General features: G+C 58.5%; 19 protein-coding genes. 7 read left to right on the top strand and 12 right to left on the bottom strand.

What is annotated here, in order from left to right:
- Positions 1-91 precede the first annotated feature (91 nt).
- From H281_RS0111855 to cadR, 5 genes are all read right to left on the bottom strand, one after another.
- On the bottom strand, positions 92-886 hold the full coding sequence (locus H281_RS0111855) for an ABC transporter substrate-binding protein (RefSeq protein WP_020067325.1): 795 nt from the start codon (positions 884-886) through the stop codon (positions 92-94).
- Positions 887-1,006: 120 nt separating this feature from the next.
- Positions 1,007-2,161, bottom strand: a complete 1,155-nt coding sequence (locus tag H281_RS0111860; RefSeq protein ID WP_020067326.1) for a pyridoxal phosphate-dependent aminotransferase — start codon at positions 2,159-2,161, stop codon at positions 1,007-1,009.
- Between the two features lie 410 nt (positions 2,162-2,571).
- Positions 2,572-3,975, bottom strand: coding sequence for an ATP-dependent RNA helicase DbpA (dbpA, locus tag H281_RS0111865; protein WP_020067327.1), 1,404 nt, complete (start codon positions 3,973-3,975; stop codon positions 2,572-2,574).
- A 35-nt stretch (positions 3,976-4,010) separates the two neighbouring features.
- Entirely contained in the window at positions 4,011-4,211 is a 201-nt protein-coding gene (locus H281_RS0111870; RefSeq protein WP_020067328.1) for a hypothetical protein, read from the bottom strand.
- A gap of 44 nt (positions 4,212-4,255) precedes the next feature.
- Positions 4,256-4,687, bottom strand: coding sequence for a Cd(II)/Pb(II)-responsive transcriptional regulator (gene cadR / locus H281_RS0111875; RefSeq protein WP_020067329.1), 432 nt, complete (start codon positions 4,685-4,687; stop codon positions 4,256-4,258).
- Here cadR and H281_RS0111885 point away from each other — a divergent pair.
- Entirely contained in the window at positions 4,638-7,061 is a 2,424-nt protein-coding gene (locus H281_RS0111885; RefSeq protein ID WP_408416060.1) for a heavy metal translocating P-type ATPase, read from the top strand. The two genes, cadR and H281_RS0111885, sit on opposite strands and share 50 nt — an antisense overlap.
- 37 nt (positions 7,062-7,098) lie before the next feature.
- Here the strand turns inward: H281_RS0111885 and H281_RS0111890 are convergent, their stop codons facing one another.
- Positions 7,099-8,160: a helix-turn-helix domain-containing protein gene (locus H281_RS0111890; RefSeq protein ID WP_033379547.1), complete on the bottom strand. Its 1,062-nt coding sequence runs from the start codon at positions 8,158-8,160 to the stop codon at positions 7,099-7,101.
- Positions 8,161-8,503: 343 nt separating this feature from the next.
- Here H281_RS0111890 and adh point away from each other — a divergent pair, with 343 nt between their 5' ends.
- Both adh and H281_RS0111900 read left to right on the top strand, forming a co-directional pair.
- The gene (adh, locus tag H281_RS0111895) at positions 8,504-10,024 is read left to right on the top strand and encodes an aldehyde dehydrogenase (protein WP_020067333.1); all 1,521 of its coding nucleotides are present in this window, start codon (positions 8,504-8,506) and stop codon (positions 10,022-10,024) included.
- A gap of 71 nt (positions 10,025-10,095) precedes the next feature.
- A complete protein-coding gene (locus tag H281_RS0111900) occupies positions 10,096-10,491 on the top strand; it encodes a DUF779 domain-containing protein (protein ID WP_020067334.1) in 396 nt (131 codons plus the stop codon).
- A gap of 1 nt (position 10,492) precedes the next feature.
- Here the strand turns inward: H281_RS0111900 and eutC are convergent, their stop codons facing one another.
- From eutC to H281_RS35420, 4 genes are all read right to left on the bottom strand, one after another.
- Complete coding sequence (gene eutC, locus H281_RS0111905; RefSeq protein WP_020067335.1) at positions 10,493-11,320, bottom strand: ethanolamine ammonia-lyase subunit EutC; 828 nt, start codon at positions 11,318-11,320, stop codon at positions 10,493-10,495.
- The gene (locus tag H281_RS0111910) at positions 11,317-12,711 is read right to left on the bottom strand and encodes an ethanolamine ammonia-lyase subunit EutB (protein WP_020067336.1); all 1,395 of its coding nucleotides are present in this window, start codon (positions 12,709-12,711) and stop codon (positions 11,317-11,319) included. The genes eutC and H281_RS0111910 overlap by 4 nt, the downstream gene beginning before the upstream one ends.
- A 43-nt stretch (positions 12,712-12,754) precedes the next feature.
- Positions 12,755-14,158 carry an ethanolamine permease gene (eat, locus tag H281_RS0111915; RefSeq protein ID WP_020067337.1) on the bottom strand — a complete coding sequence of 468 codons (1,404 nt, stop codon included), beginning with the start codon at positions 14,156-14,158 and terminating at the stop codon, positions 12,755-12,757.
- Positions 14,159-15,110: 952 nt separating this feature from the next.
- Positions 15,111-15,500, bottom strand: a complete 390-nt coding sequence (locus H281_RS35420; protein ID WP_020067339.1) for a hypothetical protein — start codon at positions 15,498-15,500, stop codon at positions 15,111-15,113.
- Positions 15,501-16,147: 647 nt separating this feature from the next.
- Between H281_RS35420 and H281_RS0111930 the strand changes: the two genes are divergently transcribed.
- Genes H281_RS0111930 through H281_RS35965 form a run of 4 tightly spaced genes read left to right on the top strand, consistent with a single transcriptional unit; the run spans position 16,148 to position 22,611 of the window.
- The gene (locus H281_RS0111930; RefSeq protein ID WP_027804512.1) at positions 16,148-19,003 is read left to right on the top strand and encodes a type VI secretion system Vgr family protein; all 2,856 of its coding nucleotides are present in this window, start codon (positions 16,148-16,150) and stop codon (positions 19,001-19,003) included.
- 3 nt (positions 19,004-19,006) lie between these two features.
- Positions 19,007-20,992, top strand: a complete 1,986-nt coding sequence (locus H281_RS0111935; protein ID WP_020067341.1) for a phospholipase D-like domain-containing protein — start codon at positions 19,007-19,009, stop codon at positions 20,990-20,992.
- 2 nt (positions 20,993-20,994) lie between these two features.
- A complete protein-coding gene (locus H281_RS0111940) occupies positions 20,995-22,302 on the top strand; it encodes an SEL1-like repeat protein (protein ID WP_020067342.1) in 1,308 nt (435 codons plus the stop codon).
- Positions 22,303-22,323: 21 nt separating this feature from the next.
- Positions 22,324-22,611 (top strand): PAAR domain-containing protein, encoded by a 288-nt coding sequence (locus tag H281_RS35965; RefSeq protein ID WP_084690089.1) that lies wholly within the window; start codon positions 22,324-22,326, stop codon positions 22,609-22,611.
- A 111-nt stretch (positions 22,612-22,722) separates the two neighbouring features.
- Here H281_RS35965 and H281_RS0111945 read toward each other — a convergent pair whose 3' ends face one another.
- Entirely contained in the window at positions 22,723-23,484 is a 762-nt protein-coding gene (locus H281_RS0111945; RefSeq protein WP_241077867.1) for a hypothetical protein, read from the bottom strand.
- A gap of 46 nt (positions 23,485-23,530) precedes the next feature.
- The gene (locus H281_RS0111950; RefSeq protein ID WP_020067344.1) at positions 23,531-24,943 is read right to left on the bottom strand and encodes a hypothetical protein; all 1,413 of its coding nucleotides are present in this window, start codon (positions 24,941-24,943) and stop codon (positions 23,531-23,533) included.

The following is a 24,943-nucleotide window of genomic DNA, read 5'->3' on the forward strand; positions in this document are numbered from 1 at the left end:
CAGCCGCAGCGAGGCCACTTATCGTAGCCGTCAAACGTTCAGTCAACAAGCGGACTCAGACGCTAGCCAGCCTGGCGTGAGCCGTAAGCCGTCACTTCGCCGAGATGTCGATATCGCCCAGGTATTTCGCCGCGAGCGTTTTGACGGTGCCGTCGGCCTGCACCTTTGCAATCGCCGCGTTCAGCCGCTCGCGCAGCGCCGTATCGCCTTTTCGGATGCCGTATGCGATACCGCTGCCCAGAATCTTGTCGTCACGCACCGGCTGACCGACGAACGCGTAGTCCTTGCCGTTGGGCTTCGACAGAAAACCGGTTTGTCCTGCGGGCGCCAGCACGAGCGTTGCGTCGAGACGTCCCGCGACGAGGTCCGTGTAAACCTGGTTCTGATCCTGATACGGGACGACGGTAACGCCAGCCGGTTCCCAATGCGCCTTCGCGAACGTCTCCTGAATCGACGCCTGCAACACTCCCACGCGCTTGCCTTTCAACGCTTCGGGCGTGGGCAGCAGGCCGCTGTCGCGCTTTGCGATCAGTTGCGTCGGCACGCGATAGACAACTGTTGTGAAATCGATCGTCTGACGGCGCTGGTCCGTTGCGTTCATCGCCGAATTGATCGCGTCGAATTTGCGGCCTTGCAGCGCCGGAATCAGACCGTCGAACGACGTCTCGACCCACTTGCACGTCATATGCGCAGCGACGCACACAGCATTGCCGACGTCGATATCGAGACCTTGCAATTCGCCGTTAGGACCTTTGGATTCGAACGGCGGATACTGCGCTTCGAGCCCGAAACGCAGCGTCGATGTATCGGCGGCAACGGCAGCAGACGAGGCCGCCACCGATGCGAATGCGCAGGCCAGCGCCAAAAGAGGCTTGAGCAGTTTCATAGCAGGTCCCTTCTCTTCAGTTTCGTTGTAGTGCAAGCATGCTTCGTGTGGATGTAATACGGCGCGACGATCATACTGCGTTCAAAATACACCACCAGCGCGACCGACGTAGAGGCAGTTTCATATCTCGCACAAACGGCGCGCGCCTTCAATCAGCGTAGCGTCGTCTTTCGAAAAGCTCAGGCGAATCAGGCCCGAATCGGTGCCGTCGCTGTAGAACGCGGACAGCGGAATCGTCGCGACGCGCGCATCGCGAATCAGGCGCAACACGAAATCGCTGTCGCTCTCATCGGAGAATCCGCGAAAACGCGCGAGCATAAAGAAGCTGCCCTCGCTCGGCAACAACTCGAAGCGCGATTCGGAAAGCGCATGCGCGAGCAGATCGCGCTTTTGCTGATAAAACGCGGACAAGCCGAGGTAACTCTCGCGATTGGACAAGGCGTCCACAAAGGCGTACTGCATCGGTGTATCGGCGGAAAACACCATGAACTGATGCACTTTGCGGATCTCGTTCATCAGCTCGGCGGGGGCGAGGCAATAGCCTACGCGCCAGCCGGTGACGTGATACGACTTGCCAAACGACGACACGATGACGCTGCGTTCCGCCAATTCACTATGGCACGCCATGCTCTGATGTTTAGCGCCGTCGAACACTACGTGTTCGTAGACTTCGTCGGCGAGAATCACAATGTCCGTGTTGCGCGTAATCGCTTTCAATCGCGCGACGTCGGCTTCGCTGAACACGGTAGCGGTCGGATTGTGCGGCGTGTTGATGATGATCATGCGAGTCTTCGGCGTGATCGCGGCGGCGACCTCGTCCCAGTTCACACGAAAATCGCTCAGCGACAGTTTGATCGGCACGGGCGTCGCGCCTTGCAGCCGAACGATCGGACCATAGCTGTCAAACGAAGGCTCGAAGTAAATCACTTCGTCGCCCGGGTGCACCAGCGCACTGATCGTCGAATAAAGGCCTTCGCTCGCGCTCGCGATCACCGTCACTTCGCTCGTCGGGTCGTAGCGCACGCCGTAGAGCGTTTGCACTTTGTCGGCGAGCGCTTCGCGTAACGCCGCGATGCCGGCCATCGGCGCGTATTGGTTATGGCCGTCGCGCATAGCCTGCGCGACGCCGTCTACCAGCTTCGCGTCCGGCGCGAAGTTCGGCGCGCCCTGCGACAGGTTCAGCGCATCGTGTTGTGCGGCCAGTTGACCGATTACTGTGAAGATTGTCGTGCCAACATCAGGCAATTTCGAGCGGGCTTGCGTAGCGCTCTGCATAAGGCTTCTCCCTGTCTCCATCCGGCGGCGGACTGGCGGGCGCGGATCGCGCGGCCGAACAATCCAGTCGAGTGCCGGTTGAGTGATTAGGCATCAGCCAAAGAACCGTCACAATCGAAACTTTGTCATGCGCGGCATGCGTTTATGTCATGGCATGCGCGAGGGCGCGCGAGCCCTAGGAAACGGCCGCACAGGATGTTCGACGGGAGAAAGACCCACCTGCGGCCGAAGACGAACGTCCCGGAGGTATGACCGGAGGTGATGCACTAGCAGGCGCGGGCGCAGCGTAGCAAGCGGCCAGCGTGACGCAGGGCTCGGGCCGATGCGCCGCAGCAATGGTCGCGGCGAGAGCGCTCAGCATAGCTTTGCCGACGCGCCGCCCTCGCCGCCCTCGCCACCTCGCCGCCGAATCAGGCGTCGTCCATCAAGCGAACCTTGACCTTCTTGCCCTTCACCTTGCCCGCGCTCAGCTTGCGCACGGCGTCACGCGCCACGCTGCGTTCGACCGCTACATACGTCGACATCTCGGTCACGTTGATCTTGCCGATCTGCGAGCCGGCGAAACCCGCCTCGCCGGTCAGCGCGCCGAGAACGTCGCCGGGGCGGATTTTTTCCTTGCGGCCGCCGAGAATCTGCAGCGTTTCCATCGGCGGCAATAGCGGCTCGTTGCTGGCCGCGGTCAGTTCAGACAGCTTATGCCATTCGACTTCGCGTTTTTGCGCCTGTTCGAGACTGCCGACACGCCCCATCTCGTTCATGCTCGCAAGGCTCAGCGCCCAACCCTCCTGATCGGCGCGCCCCGTGCGGCCAATACGATGTACATGCACTTCCGGATCGGGCGTCACGTCTACGTTGATTACTGCCTCCAGTTGCGCGATGTCGAGGCCACGCGCAGCGACGTCGGTCGCGACCAGCACCGAGCAGCTGCGGTTCGCGAACTGGATCAGCACCTGATCGCGTTCGCGCTGATCGAGTTCGCCATGCAGCGCGAGCGCATGAAAACCCTGGGCGCGCAAAACGTCCAGCAGATCGCGGCATTGCTGCTTGGTGTTGCAGAACGCCAGCGTGCTCACCGGGCGATAGTGGTTCAGCAGCAGGCCGACGGCATGCAGACGTTCGTCTTCGGTCACTTCGTAGAAGCGTTGACGGATCTTCGTATTGTCATGCCGTTCGGCGAGCTTCACTTCCTTCGGATTTCGCAGGAATTGCTGACTGAGCTTGACGATGCCCTCAGGGTAGGTCGCCGAGAACAGCAGCGTCTGCCGCTCTTTCGGGCATTGCTTGACGACTGTTGCAATGTCGTCGAAGAAACCCATGTCGAGCATGCGGTCCGCTTCGTCCAGCACGAGTGTATTCAGCGACTGCAAAGGCAGGCTGCCGCGCTCGAGGTGATCCATGATCCGGCCCGGCGTGCCGACGACGATATGCGCGCCGTGTTCGAGGCTTGCGGTTTGCGGACGCATTGGCGTGCCGCCGCACAAGGTCAGCACCTTGATGTTTTCTTCCGCGCGCGCGAGACGGCGAATCTCCTGCGTGACCTGATCGGCGAGTTCGCGCGTCGGACATAGCACCATGGCCTGTACGGCGAAGTTGCGCACATCCAGACGCGCGAGCAGCGCTAGCGAAAACGCCGCGGTCTTGCCGCTGCCGGTTTTCGCCTGCGCGATCAGATCGTGGCCGGCGAGCGCGATCGGCAAGCTCGCGGCCTGGATCGGCGTCATCTCGACGTAGCCGAGTTGCGTGAGATTCGCGAGCGCGGCGGGCGGCAGTGGCAACTCACTAAACGGAGCGCCGGCGGTGGTGGGACTATTCATAGATGGTGGCTCGTTATCGGCTTGAGGCCTGGGAACTATTCGGCGACGGGGCCGGGAAAGGGGCGGCCTTCCATCTGCTCGTACAGCACCGAGCCGTCGTCCCCTTCGAAGCGCTCGACATAATTGCGCGCGCCGCACATCGGGCAGCGGAATAGCAGACCCTGTCCCTCGTTCTTGATGACGACGTCTGACTGATCCCACTGTGCGCCGCAGGACTGATTTCTACATGTGAACACGTTGCTTCTCCAACTGGATTCGATTATTGATTCGACCGGACGCATCACCCGAGATGGGTGTGCCGCGCACGCGGCGCGCTCACGTCCATGTCGCTGAGACCTTGAACGATGCCGCAGTCTTCTACGGCCTGTTCGCCGTGGCATTGCTCACGCAGCGTGCGCAGTTGCGCCTTGAGTTGCTGCAGTTCGTCGATGCGCGTATCGACGTGGGCAATATGCTCGTCGATCAGATCATTGATGCCGCCGCAGCCGTGACCCGGCGCGTCGGTGAGACGCAGCAGCGCGCGAATTTCGTCGTGAGTCATGTCGAGCGCGCGGCAGTTGCGAATGAAGCGCAGCCGCTCGACATGCTTCGCGGTATAGCTGCGGTAATTGGCCTCCGTGCGCTCCGCTTCGGGCAATAGCCCTTCCTTCTCGTAGAAACGGATGGTTTCGGTCGTGCAATGGGCGATTTTCGCCAATTCGCCGATTTTCATGGACCCTCCCGAGACCGGCCTTGACCTTGTAGTGGCTTCAAGGTGTTTACTAGACCACAAATCGAACGAGGAAGCCACCATGCCGCACGCTCACGAGGCACATGCCGAAACTGCCACACAGCACGACGCCTGCGCCCATAACCACGAAAAGCATCGACATGACCATGCGGGTGGAGGCTGTTGCGGCGCCACGGCACATGCGCCCGCGCAATTGGAGGCACAGTTGGTGCCGTCCGAAGCGATCGGCGACGACGTGCGCACCGCGATCCGCATCATGCAAATGGATTGCCCGACCGAAGAAGCGCTGATCCGCAAGAAATTCAGTCGCATGCCGGACGTGCGCAGCATGGAGTTCAATCTGATGCAGCGCGTACTGACCGTCGTGCACGCGCACGGCGCGCTCGACTCGATTCTCGCCGCGCTTCGTTCGCTCGACTTCACGCCGGAAATCGCGGGTCCGGATTCACCGTCTTCGCGGCAAGGCGCTAAACAGCTCACTCAACCGGTCGCGCCTCGACAGCCGAAGCGTTGGTGGCCGCTTGCTTTCGCGGGCGTCGCTGCGGCAGCTTCAGAGGCCGCGGGCTGGCTCGGCGCGCCCGCCTGGATGGCAGCAAGCCTTGCGATCATCGCGATCGCTTCCTGCGGCCTGACAACGTACCGCAAGGGCTGGCTCGCCATTCGCCACGGCAACCTGAACATCAACGCGTTGATGAGCATTGCAGTGACGGGCGCGTTGATCCTGCGCCAATGGCCGGAAGCGGCGATGGTGATGGTGCTCTTCACCGTCGCCGAACTGATCGAAGCGAAGTCGCTCGACCGCGCCCGCAATGCAATCCAGGGGCTGATGCAACTCACGCCCGAACAGGCGAGTGTGCAGCAACCGGACGGCACGTGGCGCCTCACCGATCTCAACGCGATCGCGACGGACGCGCTGGTTCGCGTGAAGCCGGGCGAACGGATTGCGCTCGACGGAGATATCGTTGCAGGGCGTTCTAGCGTGGATCAGGCGCCCATCACGGGAGAAAGTCTGCCGGTGGACAAGACCGTCGGAGATGCCGTGTTCGCAGGCACCGTCAACCAGACCGGCTCGTTCGACTACCGCGTGACCGCGGCGGCCAGCAACACGACGCTTGCGCGCATCATTCACGCCGTTGAAGCAGCGCAAGGCACCAAAGCGCCCACACAACGTTTCGTCGATCAGTTCGCGCGCGTCTACACGCCATGTGTGTTCGCCGTTGCTCTATTGGTGGCGCTCGTGCCGCCGCTCTTTTTCGACGGATTGTGGCAAGCGTGGATCTACAAGGCGCTGGTGATGCTGGTGATCGCGTGTCCGTGCGCGCTCGTGATTTCCACGCCGGTAACGATTGTCAGCGGTCTGGCCGCAGCCGCGCGCAAAGGCATTCTCATCAAGGGTGGCACTTTTCTCGAACAAGGGCGCAAGCTGACCCGCATGGCATTCGATAAAACCGGCACGATCACGCACGGCAAACCGGTGCAAACCGATTTCGCAATGCTCGCCGATGCCGACGCCGCACGTTGCCGCACGCTTGCCGCGAGTCTTGCGGCGCGCTCGGATCATCCTGTGTCGATGGCAATTGCGGCGGCGGCAAAGAACGACGGCGTGGGCAACGTCACTGTCGATTCGTTCGAAGCACTTCCGGGGCGCGGCGTGCGCGGCGAGATAAACGGCTTGACGTACTGGCTGGGCAATCATCGGCTCGCGGAAGAACTCGGGCGGTGCTCGCCTTCACTCGAAGCGCGGCTCGGCGCGCTCGAACGTCAAGGCAAGACGGTGGTGTTGTTGAGCGACGCCGAACGCGTCCTCGCGCTCTTTGCCGTGGCGGATACGGTAAAGGAGACAAGCTCCGCCGCTATCGCCGAGTTGCACCGCGTGGGCGTCGCCACAGCCATGCTCACCGGCGACAACCCGCATACCGCTGCCGCAATCGCAGAGCAAGTAGGTATCGACGAAGCGCGCGGCAATCAGTTGCCGCAAGACAAACTCGATGCGATCGCACAGTGGTCGGCCGAGGGCGCGAAGATTGGCATGGTGGGCGACGGCATCAACGACGCACCCGCGCTTGCACGCGCCGACATTGGCTTTGCAATGGGCGCGATGGGAACCGGCACGGCCATCGAAACCGCGGACGTCGCGTTGATGGACGACGACCTGCGCAAGATCCCGCTCTTCATCCGCCTGTCCAAAGCGACGCATGGCGTGCTGGTGCAGAACATCGCGCTCGCGCTCGGCATCAAGAGCGTGTTCCTGGTGTTGACCGTGATGGGTCTCGGCACCATGTGGATGGCAGTGTTCGCCGATGTCGGCGCGAGTCTGCTTGTAGTGGCCAACGGCCTGCGCTTGTTGCGGAAATAGCAACGCGCAACGCGTCCCGCGTCACGCCGTGAGGCAACTAGTGCGCAGATGAACGGCTGCTCGCGACGGATTGAGCGCCAATCGCAGCCTTCAACGTATCCGAGGGCCGCATGCCGAAGAGCTTGCGGTAATCGGTTGCAAACTGGCTCATGTGCCAGAAGCCCCAAGCGGCCGCAACGTCCTGCACCGAGCGGCAGTCTCGCGACGCATTGCACAGATCGCGGCGCGCGCCGTTCAGGCGGATCGCTCGCACATAGGTTGCCGGCGCCATGCCGAGCACATCCTGAAAGCAGTATTGCAGCGTACGCCGGCTCACATGCAGACGTTCGCAAAGCTCCGGCACACCGACCGCGCGATCGCGATTGGCGAGCACATAGTCGCGCGCGTCAGAGACGATCGACTGACGGCGCGCACGGGCCGGCATTGCCGTCGGTTCAGAAGAAGCCGGCAAAGCGCCAGCGTCGAACAGCTCCGCCAGCACCGACGCCTGCAAGTTCTCCCGCGCAGCCGACGACAACGGCGCAGCGCTCGCAGCACCATGCGCAAGAAGCTCGCGCAGCAAAGCGCACATTCGCTCCTTGCGGGCCATGCCGACCGTCACGACCTCGGTATCCGGCATTGGGTCGACAAGACTCACGCGCTCCACGTCCGCCGCGTAGCGACGCAACATCTCTCCCTTCACGACCACACCGAAAATCTCGTAGCCTGCCGACGTCAGCAGTTCGAACTCGATTCCACCCGGACGAAACGCGAGCGCGTCGCCGCCGATGATTTGCGCGTCGATGCGACCGGAGCCCGCGCGGCACGTCGGAATACCGAACCAGTACGCGTCTTTCTGCACTTCGCAGGTTTGCCTCAAGGTGTGACTCGTTGTTTCAACGAACACCTGCATGTGATCCAGGCACAACTCCGTCAAGCCGCCAACAAAGCTTCCCGCAGTCAACTGGTCGTACGTCTGGTGCCAGCCATGGAGATTGCGGGCCTGCTCGTCTGCGTCGTGGGCGACACGGGTCTGCACGCAAAAGCTTGGCTGCGGCACGAGCGTGGAGCTTGCGCACGGGGCGCTCGCCGGGTTGCTGCTGAGGGTTCCGATCGTCATGGCGAATCCGCGCAATGGAGTATCGAAGAGAAAAAACAAGGCAAGTCCCATGCCGATCGCACGCGCCTGCTTACTGCAGTGACTGGCTCGGCACGCGCCGCGCCGCTGTTCAATTCGTGAACAGCAACAACCGCGTTGATCAGAAACGACGCGCCGCCCTCCGTCGACTAGAGGCAAAAACACGCGCCCCGGTGCGCCGGTGCCTGCTGCGCGTGCACGTCTCACCAGCCGGGTGCATTGGCATAGATCTGGCTCTACGGTGACGCGGCCGACTTCAACGGATTGCAACCGAGCGCAACGTCGCGCCGGCTATTGCCCATTCAGACATGTGAGGAGCACACAGATGAATCACGCGGAGATGCAGTTTCTGACGACCGAATTCCCCTTCAAGAAGCAATATGCGAACTTTATCGGCGGCGAATGGGTGAAGCCCGCAGGGGGCGAATACTTCGACAACGTATCGCCGATCACAGGCGAGCCGTTCACCTCGATCCCACGTTCGCGCGAGGCCGACGTCGAACTCGCGCTCGACGCAGCGCACCGCGCTAAAGCGGCTTGGGGTAAAACCTCGACGACCGATCGCGCGAACATTCTGAACCGCATTGCGGACCGGATGGAAGCGAACTTGCAGCGTCTCGCCGTTGCTGAAACGATCGACAACGGCAAGCCGCTGCGCGAAACAATGGCCGCCGATATTCCGCTTGCCATCGACCATTTCCGCTATTTCGCCGGCGCGGTGCGTGCTCAGGAAGGTTCGATCTCCGAGATCGACGACGACACCGTTGCATATCACTTCCACGAACCGCTCGGCGTGGTGGGTCAGATCATTCCGTGGAATTTCCCGATCCTCATGGCGGTGTGGAAACTTGCACCGGCGCTCGCGGCCGGCAACTGTGTCGTGCTCAAGCCGGCAGAGCAAACGCCCGCGTCGATTCTCGTACTGGTGGAACTGATTCAGGATCTGCTGCCCGCGGGCGTGCTGAATGTGGTGAACGGCTTCGGTCTGGAAGCGGGCAAGCCGCTGGCTTCGAGCAAGCGCATCGCGAAGATCGCCTTTACCGGTGAGACTACGACCGGCCGCCTTATCATGCAGTACGCGAGTCAGAACATCATTCCTGTGACGCTCGAACTCGGAGGCAAGAGCCCCAACATTTTCTTCGCCGACGTGATGAATCAGGACGACAGCTACTTCGACAAGGCGCTCGAAGGCTTCGCGATGTTTGCGCTTAATCAGGGCGAAGTATGTACGTGTCCGTCGCGTGTGCTGATCGACGAAAAGATCTACGACAGTTTCATGGAGCGAGCATTGAAGCGCGTCGCGGCCATCACGCAAGGTCACCCGCTCGACACGCGGACGATGATCGGTGCGCAGGCTTCGCAGGAACAGTTGGAGAAGATTTTGTCGTATGTCGATCTCGGCAAGCAGGAGGGCGCCGAGTGTCTGATTGGCGGCGAACGCAACACGTTGAGCGGCGAGTTGAGCAAAGGCTATTACGTGAAGCCGACCGTGTTTCGCGGCCACAACAAAATGCGCATCTTCCAGGAAGAGATTTTTGGGCCGGTTGTTTCAGTGACCACGTTCAAGACCGAAGAGGAAGCACTCGAGATCGCCAACGATACGCTCTACGGTTTGGGCGCCGGTGTATGGACTCGCGACGGCACGCGCGCTTATCGCTTTGGCCGACAGATCCAGGCGGGCCGGGTGTGGACCAATTGCTATCACGCGTATCCGGCGCACGCGGCGTTTGGCGGCTACAAGCAATCGGGCATCGGCCGGGAAAATCACAAGATGATGCTCGACCACTACCAGCAAACCAAGAACCTCCTCGTCAGCTATAGCGAGAAACCGCTCGGTTTCTTCTAAGCGTTCGCTGCGAAGTGTTAATTACACAGCGAGCCGCATTGTGCGGCTCGCTGTGTTTAAGCGAGGGTACGATGACCGACGGAAAAGAAGTAGCGCGCGTAATTGCAACTCCTGCCGCTATCCAGTTGATCGACTCGTTGCGCGCGGAACATGGCGATGTGCTGTTTCATCAATCCGCCGGATGCTGTGACGGCAGCGCACCTATGCTGTTTCCGCAGAGCGAATTCATGGTCGGTTCGTCCGACGTGAAACTCGGCACCCTGGCAGGCGTGCCGTTTTACATGAGCGATTCGCAGTTCGAGTACTGGCAGCACACGCAGTTAATTATCGACGTGGTGCCGGGCAACGGTGGCATGTTCTCGCTGGAGCGACCAAGCGGTCTGCGCTTTCTGACGCGTTCCCGCTTGTTCGACGACGACGAGAATGCGTGGCTCGAAGCGCATCCCGTACAGCGTGTCGATGCGTGAGTTATTCCGCAGTTGAGTTTGGATTCGGGTTCGGGTTTGCGCTTGGTGCCGCCTCAGCGCCGATTGCGGCTGTTGCCGGCGCGCCCGGCAGCGATGCGTCGCTATCGTCTTTCAGGCCCACGCCGGTGACGCCCAGCCGCCGTGCATGTGTAAGCAGATAATGTAGTTTGTGCGCGGCAAGCGGATAGTCGAGTCCTTCAGGACGCACGTTTGAAATGCAATTGCGTTGTGCGTCGCTGCAGCCCACTTTCGGCGCGTAGGTAATGTAGACGCCGAGACTATCCGGCGAGCTGAGACCCGGCCGCTCCCCGATCAGCATTACGACGATCTTTGCATTCAGCAACTCGCCGATCTCGTCGCCGAGTGCAACGCGTGCCTGCCGCGCGACGACAACAGGGCCGATCGCCCAATCCACGAGTTGCGGAGTGACAGCTTGCAACAACGGAACGGCTTGTTTCGACGCGGCAAACGCCGACAAACCATCGCCGATCACGAACACTACATCGGGCGACTCGTCGGGTAATTGCGCGAGCGCTGCGCGACTCTCTTCGGATAGGCGCCGGCCAAGGTCGGGGCGCCGCAAGTAGTGCTCGCGGTCGGGCGCGGCGCTGTGCACATCTAGCGTGCTGAAGTTGTGCGCACGCAGTTGCGCGTGCAATGCGTCTGTGTCGAGCGGATGGTGCACGGCGTCGCGCGCTTGTGCATGCGAAAGATTGAACGCGAGTAAAGGCGCAGTGGGGAGGCTGTTGCCTGCTCGACCCAATGCAATACGCGCGTTGGTGAACTGGCGCAGTGCATTCCAGGGGTTCTTGTCGACAGAGTCGCTCATTCGATACCCATCCAGTCGCGCACACCTTCCAGCAACGGTTGTTGTGTCGACGCGCTCAGCAATGCGCCGCGCGCGTCGGCGATCTGCATCGACTCGAGCCATTCTTCGAACTCAGGTGCGCGGCGCAAGCCGAGAACATCGCGCACATAGAGTGCATCGTGGAAAGAGGTGCTCTGATAATTGAGCATCACATCGTCTGCGCCCGGAATGCCCATGATGAAGTTGATGCCTGCCACGCCGAGCAACGTGAGCAGATTGTCCATGTCGTCCTGGTCGGCTTCCGCATGATTCGTGTAGCAGATGTCGCAGCCCATCGGCACGCCCAGCAGCTTGCCGCAAAAATGATCTTCGAGGCCCGCGCGCGTGATCTGCTTGCCGTCGTACAGATATTCGGGGCCGATAAAACCCACCACGGTATTCACGAGAAACGGATTGAACTTACGTGCAACCGCATAGGCGCGCACTTCGCAAGTCTGTTGATCGACGCCGAAATGCGCGTCCGCCGACAACGCACTGCCCTGCCCCGTTTCGAAGTACATCAGATTGTTGCCCACAGTACCGCGTTTGAGCGACAGCCCCGCTTCATACGCTTCTTGAAGCAGCGAGAGTGAAATTCCGAAACCGGCGTTCGCTTTTTCGGTGCCTGCAATCGACTGAAACACGAGGTCGACGGGCGCACCTTTTTCGATGGCGGCGATCGTGTTGGTGACGTGCGTCAGCACGCACGATTGTGTCGGCACCTGATAGCGCTGCCGGAATTCATCGACCATCACCAGCAGTCTGGTGATCGCTGCAAGATTGTCGCTGGCCGGGTTGATGCCGATCATCGCGTCGCCACAGCCGTACATGAGGCCGTCGAGCATTGAGGCCGCGATTCCCTTCACGTCATCCGTCGGATGATTTGGTTGCAAACGCACCGACATGTGTCCCGGCAAGCCGACCGTGTTGCGAAAGCGCGTGATCACCGGACGCTTGCGCGCCGCCGCGATCAGATCCTGATTGCGCATGAGCTTTGATACCGCCGCGACCATTTCAGGCGTGAGGCCGGCGGCGATGCGCGTGAGCGCATCGGCATTCGTCGTTGTGCTCAGGAGCCAGTTGCGAAAGTCGCCTACCGTCAGATGCGAAATCTCGGCGAACGCCTGCGGCGAATGATCGTCGATAACGAGACGCGTGACTTCGTCGCTTTCATACGGAATCAGCGCTTCGTTGAGGAACGTGCGTAGCGGCACTTCGGCGAGGGCCATCTTCGCGGCCACGCGCTCCTCTTCGCTCGCCGCAGCGACGCCTGCGAGTTGATCGCCGGAGCGTTGCGGGCTCGCCTTCGCCATGAGTGTCTTCAGATCGGCAAAGCGATAGGTACGGCTGCCGATTGTCTCCGTGTAGCTCATTTTTACGACTCCAGCGCCGCTGCGCGCGCAGCGGCTTCATCCGTCATTCTTCGAGCAATGCGTCCGCTGGCGCGGCCTCGCGCTGATGGCGCGTCAACAGGAAATAGACGTAGCCTAGCGCGAGGAAGATTGCGAACACTACTGCCACCAGAAAGTTGAAGTACACCATGGTCGCCAGACAGATTACCGCGGCGACCAGCGCGAACGCCGGGAACAGCGGAAACAGCGGCGCGCGGAACGGACGCTCCATGTTCGGCTCAGTGCGGCGCAGCTTGAAAAGCGACAACATACTGATGATATACATCACGATAGCGCCAAACACGGACATCGTCACGATGTTCGCCGTGAGTGTCTGCCCGCCGAACTGGATCAGCTCGTCACTGTAGATCGCTGCGATGCCGATCACGCCGCCGGCCAGAATCGCGCGATGCGGCGTCTTGAAGCGCGGATGTACCTTGGAGAGCCACTCAGGCAGATAGCCCGCGCGTGCCAGCGCGAAGATCTGCCGAGAATAGCCGAGGATGATCCCGTGAAACGACGCGACCAGACCGAACAGGCCGAGCCAGACGAGCATGTGCATCCAGCCGCTGTGTTCGCCGACGATGAACTTCATCGCTTGAGGCAACGGATCGTTGATGTTCGACAGCTTGGTCCAGTCGCCGGCCGCGCCCGCGAACACCATCACACCGATGGCCAGCACGACGAGCGTCAGGATGCCGGCGACGTAGGCAATCGGGATCGAGCGTTTCGGGTTTTTTGCTTCCTCCGCGGCCATAGCAACGCCTTCGATTGCGAGGAAGAACCAGATCGCGAACGGAATGGCCGCGAACATGCCGTTGAACGAGCCCATGCTGAACGTATCCGCGCCGGCCCATCCGCCTTTCGTGAAGTTAGACCACTGGAAGCCCGGCGATACGACGCCCATAAAGACGAGCAGTTCGAAAATCGCGAGCAACGTCACGCACAACTCGAAAGCCGCCGCGATCTGCACGCCAACGATATTCAGCGCCATGAAGATGAGATACGCGCCCATTGCCGCGTGTTTCGGCTCGAGGCCAGGAAACTGCACGTGCAGATAGGCGCCGATTGCGAGCGCAATGGCCGGTGGCGCGAACACGAATTCGACGAGCGTCGCCGCGCCGGCCAGATAACCGCCGGTCGGACCGAACGCGTGACGCGCGTAAGCGAACGGTCCGCCCGCGTGTGGAATCGACGTGGTGAGTTCGGTGAAACTGAAAATGAAGGTCGTGTACATCGCGGCAATAAAGATCGCCGTGACGACGAAGCCGAGCGTACCGGCGCTCGCCCATCCGTAGCTCCAGCCAAAATATTCGCCGGAGATCACGAGGCCAACCGCGATGCCCCAAAGCTGCCACGTGCCGAGCGTCTGCTTCAACTCGTGATGCGTGACTTTACCGACGTGCTGACCGCTGGACTCTGATTTCATCGGGCGCTCCGTGAGTTTGCCGCTGCTCGACGCCGCAAGGCTTTGCGGTGTGCGGGCAGACAGGCTTTCGCCGATGGTAGTGAGCCATTATTCGAGGTGGTATCGAAATTCGGCAAAGATGGGGGTGGTGGGAGGGGTGGGTGGTTTGCTGGCGGTTTGTGGGCGCTCCCCCTTTGGTTCTTATAATTTTTGTATGTGCAGGCGCGTTGATGCTTGTGGAGAAAATCATGGCTGCATTCGGCTGGATCCAAACAGCATCATCAACGTCTACTTGGACACGCGCACCCGACTGACATAGCTGTTAGAGGTTCAACACCTGCCACAGTACAACTCGCCGTCTTCAACATCAAAAGCGGGCAAGGAAACCATTCGATCCACGCATCCCGCGATGCAAACATGGGCGTATAGAATTTTTCAGTCTGCCCAGGTGCCAGTTCACCGCGAGTGATTTGATCATTTTCGTTCAGGAAATAGGCCACCGGCTTCTGGGCGTCGGCCGAGTAGTGCAGCACGATCACCGGCCGGCAGAAGAACCATGCAGCCAGCGCGATTGCGCACAGCAAGACAATCCATTTAAGTCGTCGAGAAAGCATTTGCTAGTCGGTCACTGGGAGCATTGATGCGGCCTCTTGGCCGCAGCGTCACCTGCGCCCCAAGGCATGGGAACGGCAGATATCTTGCGAAGCAGAAGGTCGGTCGTCAACTCGTTCGGCTTCGCGGACGCATAGAGGTCAATGCCGAGTTGGATCGAAATATGATCAGGCACATTGTCGGCGCTGCTCGGCCATGTGCCGTTTTGCGGATGATTCTGCATGCCTGACGAATCCAGCCGCGGATTTTCATAGCCCATTCGCTCCCGAAACCGCATCTTTTTCGATGCGCCGCGCCCCTCCTGTGCTCGAGGCAAACCACGTCAATGCGAGTGAAGGCACCGTTTGCATTGGCGACGAACTTATTTGGCTGTGCATGCGTTGAAGAACATTTCGACACTCCGCAGCGATAGGGGACGCTCGTCTTTCACAAAGGTGATCGAAAGCCTGGTCAGTTGCTGCAACATTACGCACGGGCCAGTGGGCACGTCATAGTTGACTTCCTGAACGCATTCGTCTTTCGGAAAGCGCTTGGATGTGCGCAGATTGTCGACTGACGGCTTGCCACCTTTGAGCTTTCCCCGCATATAGGTGAAGTCCGGCTTCTCAAATGCAAAGCCGGAAAACAGCTCGCTGTGATCGTTAAATGTGCGCATCAGCCAGTCGATTTTGTCGCCGGTCGGGCTCCCCCCTTGTTCGAGTCGGCGTCCCTCGGGCGCATTGGTGCGCAATTTGAATCGCGACTTGTCCACATATCAGGCGAAAGCATTGGCATCGGGAAAACGCGTGAAGAAATCCCGCTGCAAAGTCTGTAGATCGGACGTTGTAATGCAACTTTCCTGAGGGTGAGCGAAAGCCGAATTGCATGCGCAGAGAGCCGATAGCACGAGTGCCGCGGCGAACGATCTTCGTACTGCCTTAACGTGTTCCATGACCTTTGGGATCTTTGATGTGATGCAGTTTGTTGGGTTCTTCAGCACTTGCTTCGGGTAACTGCACTCCCAAACTTCATTGCGCAGAATAAGCGTGATCATATACAGGGAACAAACATCTCAGGATAGCCAACGTAGTCTTTCGAATAGCGCTTCCGAAGAAACGTTGCCGCGCTTCTCAGCTTCCCCGCCAGCGAACTTGCCATGTGAAATTGTTACCAACCTAGTTGATGAAACCCGCTATCTGGCTGACGCCAGTAGAAACTTGGTCTTGCAGTCAAATTGCAAATGGATACGCTGTCAAAATAACTGTTTGACAGCTTGCCGATATGCTAAACACATACGCGAGCAGCGGAAATAAATACCGCTTTACACTTGTTAATATTAGTTGGCTGGCTGATTAGTCTGAAGTTTTGTAGAATTCGCGCTGAGCGCGATGGCTCAGTCAGCTAACAAAAAGAGGCGGCATGGGAGCGCAGGACATAATCGGGGTTATAACTGGCGGACTCGCCCAAAGTGAGCGCCTCTTGAAACTGGACACCCCACTCGGCGAAAATATTTTGCTGCCGCAGCGGATTGTCGGTTATTCACGCGTTGGCCGCCAATTCGAATTTACTGCCGACGTCGTTTCCGTATCTGCAAACCTCGAACTCAAGACCTTAATTGCGCAGCCCGTCACGTTGTGGATCCAGCAAACTGACAAATCCTATCTTCCACACCATGGCTACGTGCACACGGCGCGACGTCTCGGATCGGAAAGCGGACTGACAAGCTACCAGATTGGCTTTGCATCGTGGACGCATTTCCTGCGCTTTCGCAAGGACGCGCGGATCTGGCAGGACAAGTCCGCGGACCAGATTCTGGCCGATGTCTTTACCTTGCATCCCCAGGCGCAAGGGGCATTTCGCTTCACGCTGAGCAAGCCGCTACCCTCGCGCTCGTTCTGCATGCAATATGAGGACGATTGGAACTTTGTCCACCGGTTAATGGAAAGCGAAGGCCTTTTCGGATACTTCGAACAGGCTTCCGACGGCAAGTCGCATACGCTCGTCGTCACAGATAACCTCGACTCATTTCCGCCACTTTCACCGCAAACCGTTCAGTTCTATCGGGCGGGCACCAACAGCGAAATCGACGCGCTCGTGCAGTGGTCCGGCACGCGGACACTGCAAAGCACGACGCTCACAACACGCACCTTCGATTACAAGGCACCGAGTTCCCCGGACAATCCGAAAGGCACGACTGTGCCGACCCTCACGACCCAAGGGAATCTGCCACAACAAGCAGAGATCTACGAATACACCGGCGCCTATACCTACGGCGAACAGTCCCGCGGCGATCTTCTTTCGAAGACCCGGATGGAGGAATGGGAATCTAGGGCAAAGCGATACTTCGGTGCAGGTGGTGCGCGAAGCGCGGATGCCGGCCACTGGTTCCAACTGGACAATCACCCCGAGCACGAAACAGATAGCGCGCAGCACCGGCAATTCGCGATCATCGAGACCACCTGGTTCGCTGAGAACAACCTGCCGGCATCAGCTCAGGCCGCAGACTTCCCCAATAGCCTAAAGAGCGAACTGGCGTCGGTCAGTGCCAGTCACGCGTCTGAAAACGAATTAAAGGTCATATATGCGGACGGCAGCGAAGGATTCTTCCTTGTTGTAATTGAAGCGCAACGCAAGGTCGTCCCGTATCGCAGCCCATTCGAACACAACAAGCCGAAAATGTATCTACAGTCGGCGTTCGTCGTTGGACCAGGCAACGAAGAGGTCTATACGGATTCGCTGAATCGGATCAAGGTACATTTTCATTGGGATCGGCTCAATGCCGGCGACGAGAGGTCGACTTGCTGGGTACGCGTCGCCATGTCCGATACGGGCAGCGGATACGGTGCCGTCCATGTGCCGAGAGTCGGCGAAGAGGTTCTGGTCGATTGGGTAGACGGCGATTGCGATCGACCACTGGTAACCGCGCGAGTCTATAACGGCGCGGCGCAACCGCACTGGCATTCCAATGGACTACTGTCTGGCTACAAATCCAAAGAATATCAGGGCAGCGGCTATAACCAGATGGTGATGGACGACGCAACGGGACAGAACCGCATTCAGCTTTATAGCAGCAGCACGAATGCGCATCTGCATCTGGGGTATCTCATCGATCAAAGCGGCAACATGCGGGGCAGCTACCTTGGCAGCGGGTTCGATCTGAAATCAGATGCATATGGCGCACTTAGGGCGAGCCGCGGCTTCTATGTTTCGGCACACCCCGCCGTCAGTCAGCCGCTTGATGCGCGGGAAGCCAGCAACCAGTTGGCTAACTCGGAAGGCGTGATCAGCGCCCTGTCACAGGCTAGCGAAACCGCCCAAACCGAAAGTCTGAAGGACGGTCACGCTGCTCTGCGCAATTTCGCCGATGCCACACAAAACAGTACAACCGGGGCAATGGCAACCGGCGGTAACACGGCAGGTGGCGGCACAGGCAGCGCGAACACGTTCAGGCAGCCAATGATGTTGATGGCTGCGCCCGCGGGTATCGCGTTCGCAACGCAGAAGTCGGTTCATGTTACGGCTGACCAGCACGTCAATCTGGTCAGTGGACAGAGCACGCACGTTGCGACGGGCAAGTCGCTAATTGCGAGCGTGACGGAAAAGCTCAGCCTGTTTGCACAAAGCGCGGGTATGAAATTCTTTGCGGCAAAAGGGAAGGTCCAGGTTCAGGCGCACGCAGACAATGTTGAGATGACTGCCCAGAAAACGTTGAGACTACTCTCTGCGACCGACGTGCTACAGGCCGCTGCAAAACAGGAGATTCTTATAACGTCGAGCGGTGCATATATCCGGGTCAAGGACGGCAACATTGAGATTCATGCGCCGGGAAAGATCGATATCAAGGGTGCACAACACTCATTTAGCGGCCCAACGCGGATGGATGTCACCAGCCCGTCGTTCAAAGACATGCCCACTCAGCGATTGATGATCAACACCATCGCGTCGCCCTCTGCAACGAGTGTCATTCCAGAAGGTATGCCGTACAAGCTCTTTGCGGACGGCGCGCTGGTAAAGCAAGGGGTCATTGACAGCACTGGCCAGGTTCCCATTGATCATCATGTCACCACGCAACAATATAGACTGGAGCTGGCGAACGGTGTTACTCATGAGGTTCCCGTGCCCGCCGACTATCGGGGTGATGCGGCCAATGGCACGCTGGCGAATCAAGGGTTCCAATTTCATGAAAGCATGCCGGGGAGCAAATTTGCCTCGGCAGACCGGGCCGTACATCGGCAGGCATACAACGATCTGCTTAACCCCTCTTCGGACGCATAGGTCATGGCAACACCGAATCCGACCATTACCACACCAATTGCCTTGAACTGCACGAAAAGCGCTACGGCAACTCTGCCGTGGTTCGTGCAAAAAACCGAGTACGATCCAGCGCCCTGTGCGTTCAGACCGCTGGTGAATGGAGAAGAAGCATTCGGCGCGGTATATGACGCAATCGTACTTGCAAAACATTCCGTCGATATCATTTGCTGGGGCTTTCAGCCATCGATGCTTTTCAAGCGTAACGGTAGTGGTGTGCCGATTGGGCAACTCCTCGTTCAGAAGGGAGAGGAAGGAGTCAAGGTGAGACTGCTCTGCTGGCAGGATGACATCCATCTGGCGGAGTGGAGCGAAAACAACATGCCGGGTAACAATGCGGCAACCGCAGTAAAGCCCTACCTCGGTAAATCGGTCTACGCTCACATGTCGATGCTGTCACCCGACTATCAAAATAACACCGAACGGGAGTTCGACACCGAGTGGTACAGGCGTGCCAACCTGACCAATGTGACGTCGCGTCTACCCACACCCGGTGCATTGGCTGACGCGGCAGTTCGACGGATTGATCAGAAAGAGGCATTCAAGAATTTTGAGTTCGCCACGCGAGACTTCAACCCGGTCAATCGAATAGAAATAGCGTGGCGTACCTTTTGGCACGGTGAAGACTCGGCACGGAGTACACGAACTGCAGCTCAAAATAGTGCTTCAATGGGCGCGCTCGAACCCACTCATCATCAGAAAATGGTGCTGGTCGACTATGAATACCCTGATCTGGCGCTTGGCTTCGTCATGGGCCATAACATGCTGGATCAGTATTGGGATACTGACGCGCACAGTTTCGCACGGATGCATCCCCGCTTTGGGCGCAGCGGTCCTTCTCCATGGCAGGATATCTCGAGCCGGGTCACAGGCCCTGTGCTGCAATTTCTCAACGACAACTTCTGCCAGGCATGGGACGACGCGACGGGCCAAAGTCTGGGCAAATCGCGCAAGCGCTCTCCCACGCAACTATGCGCGTATCGCAACACGTCAGGCGACACACCCCTGATGGCGCAGGTGCTGCGTACGCAATCACAGGCGGGAAGTCGTGACATCGAAAAGATGTATCTGCAGGCAGTGAACAATGTCACAAAGCACATTTTTATCGAAAACCAGTATTTCAGATGGCCCCCGCTTGCCGAAAAGATCAAACAGGCCGTCAAGCAGCAAGCCACCTGGGGGCGCGATCTCGCCAAAAATCCTATCTACCTCTTTGTCGTCACGAATTCCACCGATGCAGCGGTAGGTACGGGAACGGTCAATACGTACCGGATGCTTCATGCGCTGGGCCGCGATGATTCGATCCCTGAGGTGAGCCGCCTCGAGCAGACCGATAGCCTGGCGAAAGAGCAAAAAGATGTGGAAGCACAACTTGAGCGCGAACAGCAGGCTGAAAAGAAAGTAGAAACCACTGGAGTCGACTTTTCATCCGTTGCTGGCGCGATGCAGTACCTCCAGCAGAGCCGGATGATTCAACAGGATCTTTGGCAAAAGCTGGCTGATATCAAACAAAAGCGCCGCGACGTGGCCGACCGCAGCAAGCAAATTGTTCCAACGGAGATCACGGGACTCAAGGTTCATGTCTGCACGTTGGTCGCTCCCGATTCGCTACCGGGAAATTGGCTCCCGGTATACGTGCACGCGAAGCTGATGACCGTCGACGACGCATTCATGACGTTGGGCTCGGCGAACATCAATACGCGTAGCATGGAAGCCGACAGCGAGTTGAACATCTGCCACGATAATGGAAATGTTTCCGGGGATCTACGGCGCCGGTTGTGGAGTCTTCACACTGCTGGTTTAGGTGCGAGCGATGACCCCAAAGCAGCTTTTGGCGCGTGGCGCGACATCATTACAAACAATACGGAATTGCAAAGCGCAGGCAAAAAGCCACCGTATGCGTCTCTTGTTGGTTTTATGCGAACCTCCAACGTTCGCAGTTATTCGGACTGACCATGCTCGGAAAATGTTTGATCGCAGCGCTGTTTTTTTGCCTGTTCGGCTGTACGCATAAGGACGATCCCTTGACTTCTCTGCCTGATATGAGCGCCGTGCGCGCAAATCTTGCGTTTACCTGCACGCATGAGGCTGACCATCTGCCGACACTGGATCCGCAGGCAGACCTTCTGTTCAAGTACGCGCGTTTCCTGCAGAACGCTGATGGCCCCAAGAACTTCAATGATATCGCCCGTTACTACCGGATTGCAGCAGCCCATGGGCACTACAAAGCCAATCAAAACGCGCAACTCCTGATTTCTCAGGGAATGGCCGACTCACCTGACGCGCCAAAAGAGAGCATTTCTCTTGCTAGTCAACTGGTCGAACAGGGTATACCCGGCGGCTACTATGATATTGGCCACTACCTCGAAATCGGCTACGGCTTGAAACAGGATCCCGAGTTGTCGCTACGCTACTTCCGTAAAGCGGCTGACCTGGGAAACCCCGAGGCGCAAGGGTATGTCGGAGACCTTTTGTCGCCGCACGACAAAGCTCCAGAAATAGCTAGACAGATGCGCCAGTGCGCGGTTGATCAGGGCTATGGCAAAACTGCGGGTTCGCTTGGCGTTAACCTCAAAAATGATGACCTTCAGGCTGATGCCGTAAGAGTATTCCAGAAGGGTGTAGAGAGCGGCGATGCGCAATCAGCATCATTTTTGGGAAACGGATTCAAGGGACCGCCTCAATCAGACCGGCTGTACTATCTTGCCTTGCCAAACGACCCCGAACGTACGCACCGTTACGAGCAAATCGGCAACTTCCTCGACGATAACGAAGGTCGAAATCCCAAGGTCCCCGACATCGACAAGATTGTGCCTTTGCCACCAGCGAAACTTCCGCCGTGGGATGGCACATTCCAGTGGGAGAAAGAGCGGGCGGCGGCCGTTCCGCCGCAGAAGCCGTCCGATGAACTCATCGACCGGTTGAGCAAGGAGAAGAATCTTGATCCGGCTACGGGACTGCCGCTGGCCGGGTCCTCGAGCAAGACATCGCAGAACGAGCAGCCCGCAAATGTTGCGACAAGGGTGCCGCTTGGTACTGTCGCGCAAACAGGTGAGCAGTGTCCGGAAGAAGGCGTATGGTGCGCAAAGCTCGAAGCTGGTCAGATTGGCGACGCACAGCGGCGCTTCCTGAAGGGGGACACGCTACCCTCGATTGTTGTACATGAGCCGCGAAAGGTTGCGTTGCTGGACCGCTGGATCGGTGCCCGGCAACATCTCGCAAAGGTTGAATGGCAACTGGTTGCCTACAGCGACCAAGCCTAACAGGCAAAGAACAGGTCCACAATGAAGCGATTTCTGATTCTGAACGGGGACAAGACGACGTCGAATGGGACCGTCGTCGCCCGATCGACCACGCTCGAATTGCAGGGTCGTCAAATTGCGCACGAAGGCGACGATGTCTCATGCCCAGCCTGCCATTCGACCGGGAGGATCCAGTGCGACGGGCCGCGTCTGGCGATGACTGGACCGGATGGGCGACGGGCAGCGCTGAACGACGATCTGTGCATCTGTCACTGCAACCCACCGCCGAAACTGGTCGCTTCCCAAGGTTCGACTTCTATTGAAGTCTGACTCTATAAGCTCGCGGATCGCTTGCCACCGCCACGTTCCACGACGCGCGGCCAAAGCCTCGCGTTCCAACAAACGCGGGCCGCATCGCTTCACATAATGTGGCCCGCGCCGCTAGTCAGCGACCAACACAGGCTTGCGATGTTCCTTCTCCAGTTTTCTGGGCAGGCTGACCATCACGAGATAGAGCCGAACAATCAGGCCGGCAAACCAGAGTGACACGGGCATGCCCAACACCGCCAGGGCAAACAACACACCGTTCGTTCCGAAGTTTGACGACAGTAGCCGACCCAGTATCAGATAGAACGGCGCGATACCGAAGACGAGATAGGAATAGATTTTTGGAAGAGGCGAGCGCTCTTTATTGAGTCGCTCGAACAGTGCCATTCCTGCTTGCGTTCGATAACGAAAGTCGGATGCGTTTTCTTCGAAAGCCCGTTTGACGAAAGAGGTGTTTGTGATCGTATGCATCACCGCTTGCCGTGTCATGACTGCCCAATACAGCGTCAACACAAACCCACCAAGCAGCCCCGGCCAACGCAGAAGGGGCGCCATCGGTGCAAATACGAAGTAGTAGAAATAGGCGAATATGCCAAAGAAGAAGTACATGGCAAATGTCGCAATTGATAGTATCAGCCCGCATACCCACAGCAGGTTCGAACGGCGGTACATCATCGAGACAGCAAACGGTACGAAGAGGCAAACCAGCGTAACCAGTAGTCCGATTTTCCATGGCAATCCGGATACCGCAAGATCATCCGCATATGCCGCGTACGACACACCAGCGCCCAGTACGGGAAATATGAAGTTCACCGGCGTGGCTTTCTTCGTCATCTCCCAAACTGCGTCTTTCGGTTCGGTCTCGGGCTTCGTCATCGATTGCGATCGTTGCATCTGGGCTCGCTTTCCGGTGGATGCCATCTCACGGCATGTACATCATGGGGTACTGATCATAGTCTTTGGGCATCGACTTTTCCAGATATTCGGCTGCGTGCTTCATCGACTCCCCGATAGACCGAAACCATGACGTCACATGCTCGGTGGTGTGGGTTTTCTTGTCGATCCAGTCAAGTCCATAGCCTACCGCGACCGCCACAAGGACAGTTCCTACTACGATTACCGACACCGGTAAAGCAACGGTTCCTGCGAGTAGCGCGACGGCCGCGCCGACCGCCATAGACGCAATCGCCGCACTCAAACCCGCCTTCGCAAGATCGATCCCAATCTTGCCCAGCAGGTCGGCGATGTCCTTCTTTCTCTTTCCGTCTGGACCGATTTCCTGGTAATCATGCAGCCATTCAGCCGTATCAAGCGTGATGGTAAAAATCAAAGCGATCAAGCCAGCTTTCTTGAATGCTCCTTTGGATCCCTCCCACGCGGCAGCCGCGCCCGACTCGGCCGTACCCGCTCCCCCTGCAATCGTCAGTACTTTTTCGTTTCTCACGCCGTACCGCGCGGCCGTCACCAACTTACGCAGTCGAGGGTTGCCAGTGAAAACAACGTAAGTCTTTTCCCCGACGTTCTTGTGAACGATCTTCATTAATCTGAACTTCTCCCCCCAAAGCTCCTGAATCCACTGCTTGTTGTCGTTCAGAAATGCCGTCGCACCAGCCAGTTGTCCTATTAGCCAGTTCCGTGTCGCAATCTTGTTAGTGTCTATGGCCGTATCTTCGGCGCCACCTGCAGCCAGCGTATCCACGACTTCCTTGGGAATCGAATTCTTGTCGACTTCAAAGACGTGCGCTTCCTGCATCGGCTCGACGGTGGTGCGAGGTGCCAGCTTGATCGGCAATGGGCACGACCAGAGTTGATCCGCGTGTAGCGGATCAAACGGCGGGGCAGGGCGCAGATAGTCGGGGATGGGCGGCTGCGGGTACGTGATCAGCGGCGCTACGCTAGTCGGCTTCGGCGATGCCGAAGCGGTTGGCGGATGCGAGGCGTGATTCGTACCGATCGCGATGATGATCGGCTCAGGCTTGGCTTTCGGCGACGAGGCGGTATTCACTAAACCGAACATCTGCATCGAATAGTTCTGGTACACCTTGCCGTCCTGCTTGAGTATCAGATGCCCCTTGAAATCCCTGCTGATCCAGATGTGATAGCGCTGGCCGTCCTGGAACTGCCCCTGCTTGACGCGCTTCTTTTTGGTCACGTCATAGATCCAGTCCTCGGTTGCCTCGATAGTGTAGGTGGCGCCTTTCTTCACCTGGATATCGAATACCACATCACGGTGCTTGCGAAGCAGAACTGTGATGTCGGTCTCGGCCCAGCATTCAACCGGTTCACCCGGCAGATCAATGCAGACGGTATGTTGGATAAGGGGACGGTCGCCCAT

Origin of the sequence: Paraburkholderia caledonica, from assembly GCF_000383275.1 — a bacterium.
GTDB classification, from domain to species: domain Bacteria; phylum Pseudomonadota; class Gammaproteobacteria; order Burkholderiales; family Burkholderiaceae; genus Paraburkholderia; species Paraburkholderia caledonica.

Excerpts from the sequence above, each read along its gene's own strand:
- H281_RS0111855 (WP_020067325.1), bottom strand. The coding sequence starts at position 886 with ATGAAACTGCTCAAGCCTCTTTTGGCGCTGGCCTGCGCATTCGCATCG.
- H281_RS0111860 (WP_020067326.1), bottom strand. The coding sequence starts at position 2,161 with ATGCAGAGCGCTACGCAAGCCCGCTCGAAATTGCCTGATGTTGGCACG.
- dbpA (WP_020067327.1), bottom strand. The coding sequence starts at position 3,975 with ATGAATAGTCCCACCACCGCCGGCGCTCCGTTTAGTGAGTTGCCACTG.
- H281_RS0111885 (WP_408416060.1), top strand. The coding sequence starts at position 4,638 with ATGGTTTCGGTCGTGCAATGGGCGATTTTCGCCAATTCGCCGATTTTC.
- cadR (WP_020067329.1), bottom strand. The coding sequence starts at position 4,687 with ATGAAAATCGGCGAATTGGCGAAAATCGCCCATTGCACGACCGAAACC.
- H281_RS0111890 (WP_033379547.1), bottom strand. The coding sequence starts at position 8,160 with ATGACGATCGGAACCCTCAGCAGCAACCCGGCGAGCGCCCCGTGCGCA.
- adh (WP_020067333.1), top strand. The coding sequence starts at position 8,504 with ATGAATCACGCGGAGATGCAGTTTCTGACGACCGAATTCCCCTTCAAG.
- H281_RS0111900 (WP_020067334.1), top strand. The coding sequence starts at position 10,096 with ATGACCGACGGAAAAGAAGTAGCGCGCGTAATTGCAACTCCTGCCGCT.
- eutC (WP_020067335.1), bottom strand. The coding sequence starts at position 11,320 with ATGAGCGACTCTGTCGACAAGAACCCCTGGAATGCACTGCGCCAGTTC.
- H281_RS0111910 (WP_020067336.1), bottom strand. The coding sequence starts at position 12,711 with ATGAGCTACACGGAGACAATCGGCAGCCGTACCTATCGCTTTGCCGAT.
- eat (WP_020067337.1), bottom strand. The coding sequence starts at position 14,158 with ATGAAATCAGAGTCCAGCGGTCAGCACGTCGGTAAAGTCACGCATCAC.
- H281_RS0111930 (WP_027804512.1), top strand. The coding sequence starts at position 16,148 with ATGGGAGCGCAGGACATAATCGGGGTTATAACTGGCGGACTCGCCCAA.
- H281_RS0111935 (WP_020067341.1), top strand. The coding sequence starts at position 19,007 with ATGGCAACACCGAATCCGACCATTACCACACCAATTGCCTTGAACTGC.
- H281_RS0111940 (WP_020067342.1), top strand. The coding sequence starts at position 20,995 with ATGCTCGGAAAATGTTTGATCGCAGCGCTGTTTTTTTGCCTGTTCGGC.
- H281_RS35965 (WP_084690089.1), top strand. The coding sequence starts at position 22,324 with ATGAAGCGATTTCTGATTCTGAACGGGGACAAGACGACGTCGAATGGG.
- H281_RS0111945 (WP_241077867.1), bottom strand. The coding sequence starts at position 23,484 with ATGACGAAGCCCGAGACCGAACCGAAAGACGCAGTTTGGGAGATGACG.
- H281_RS0111950 (WP_020067344.1), bottom strand. The coding sequence starts at position 24,943 with ATGGGCGACCGTCCCCTTATCCAACATACCGTCTGCATTGATCTGCCG.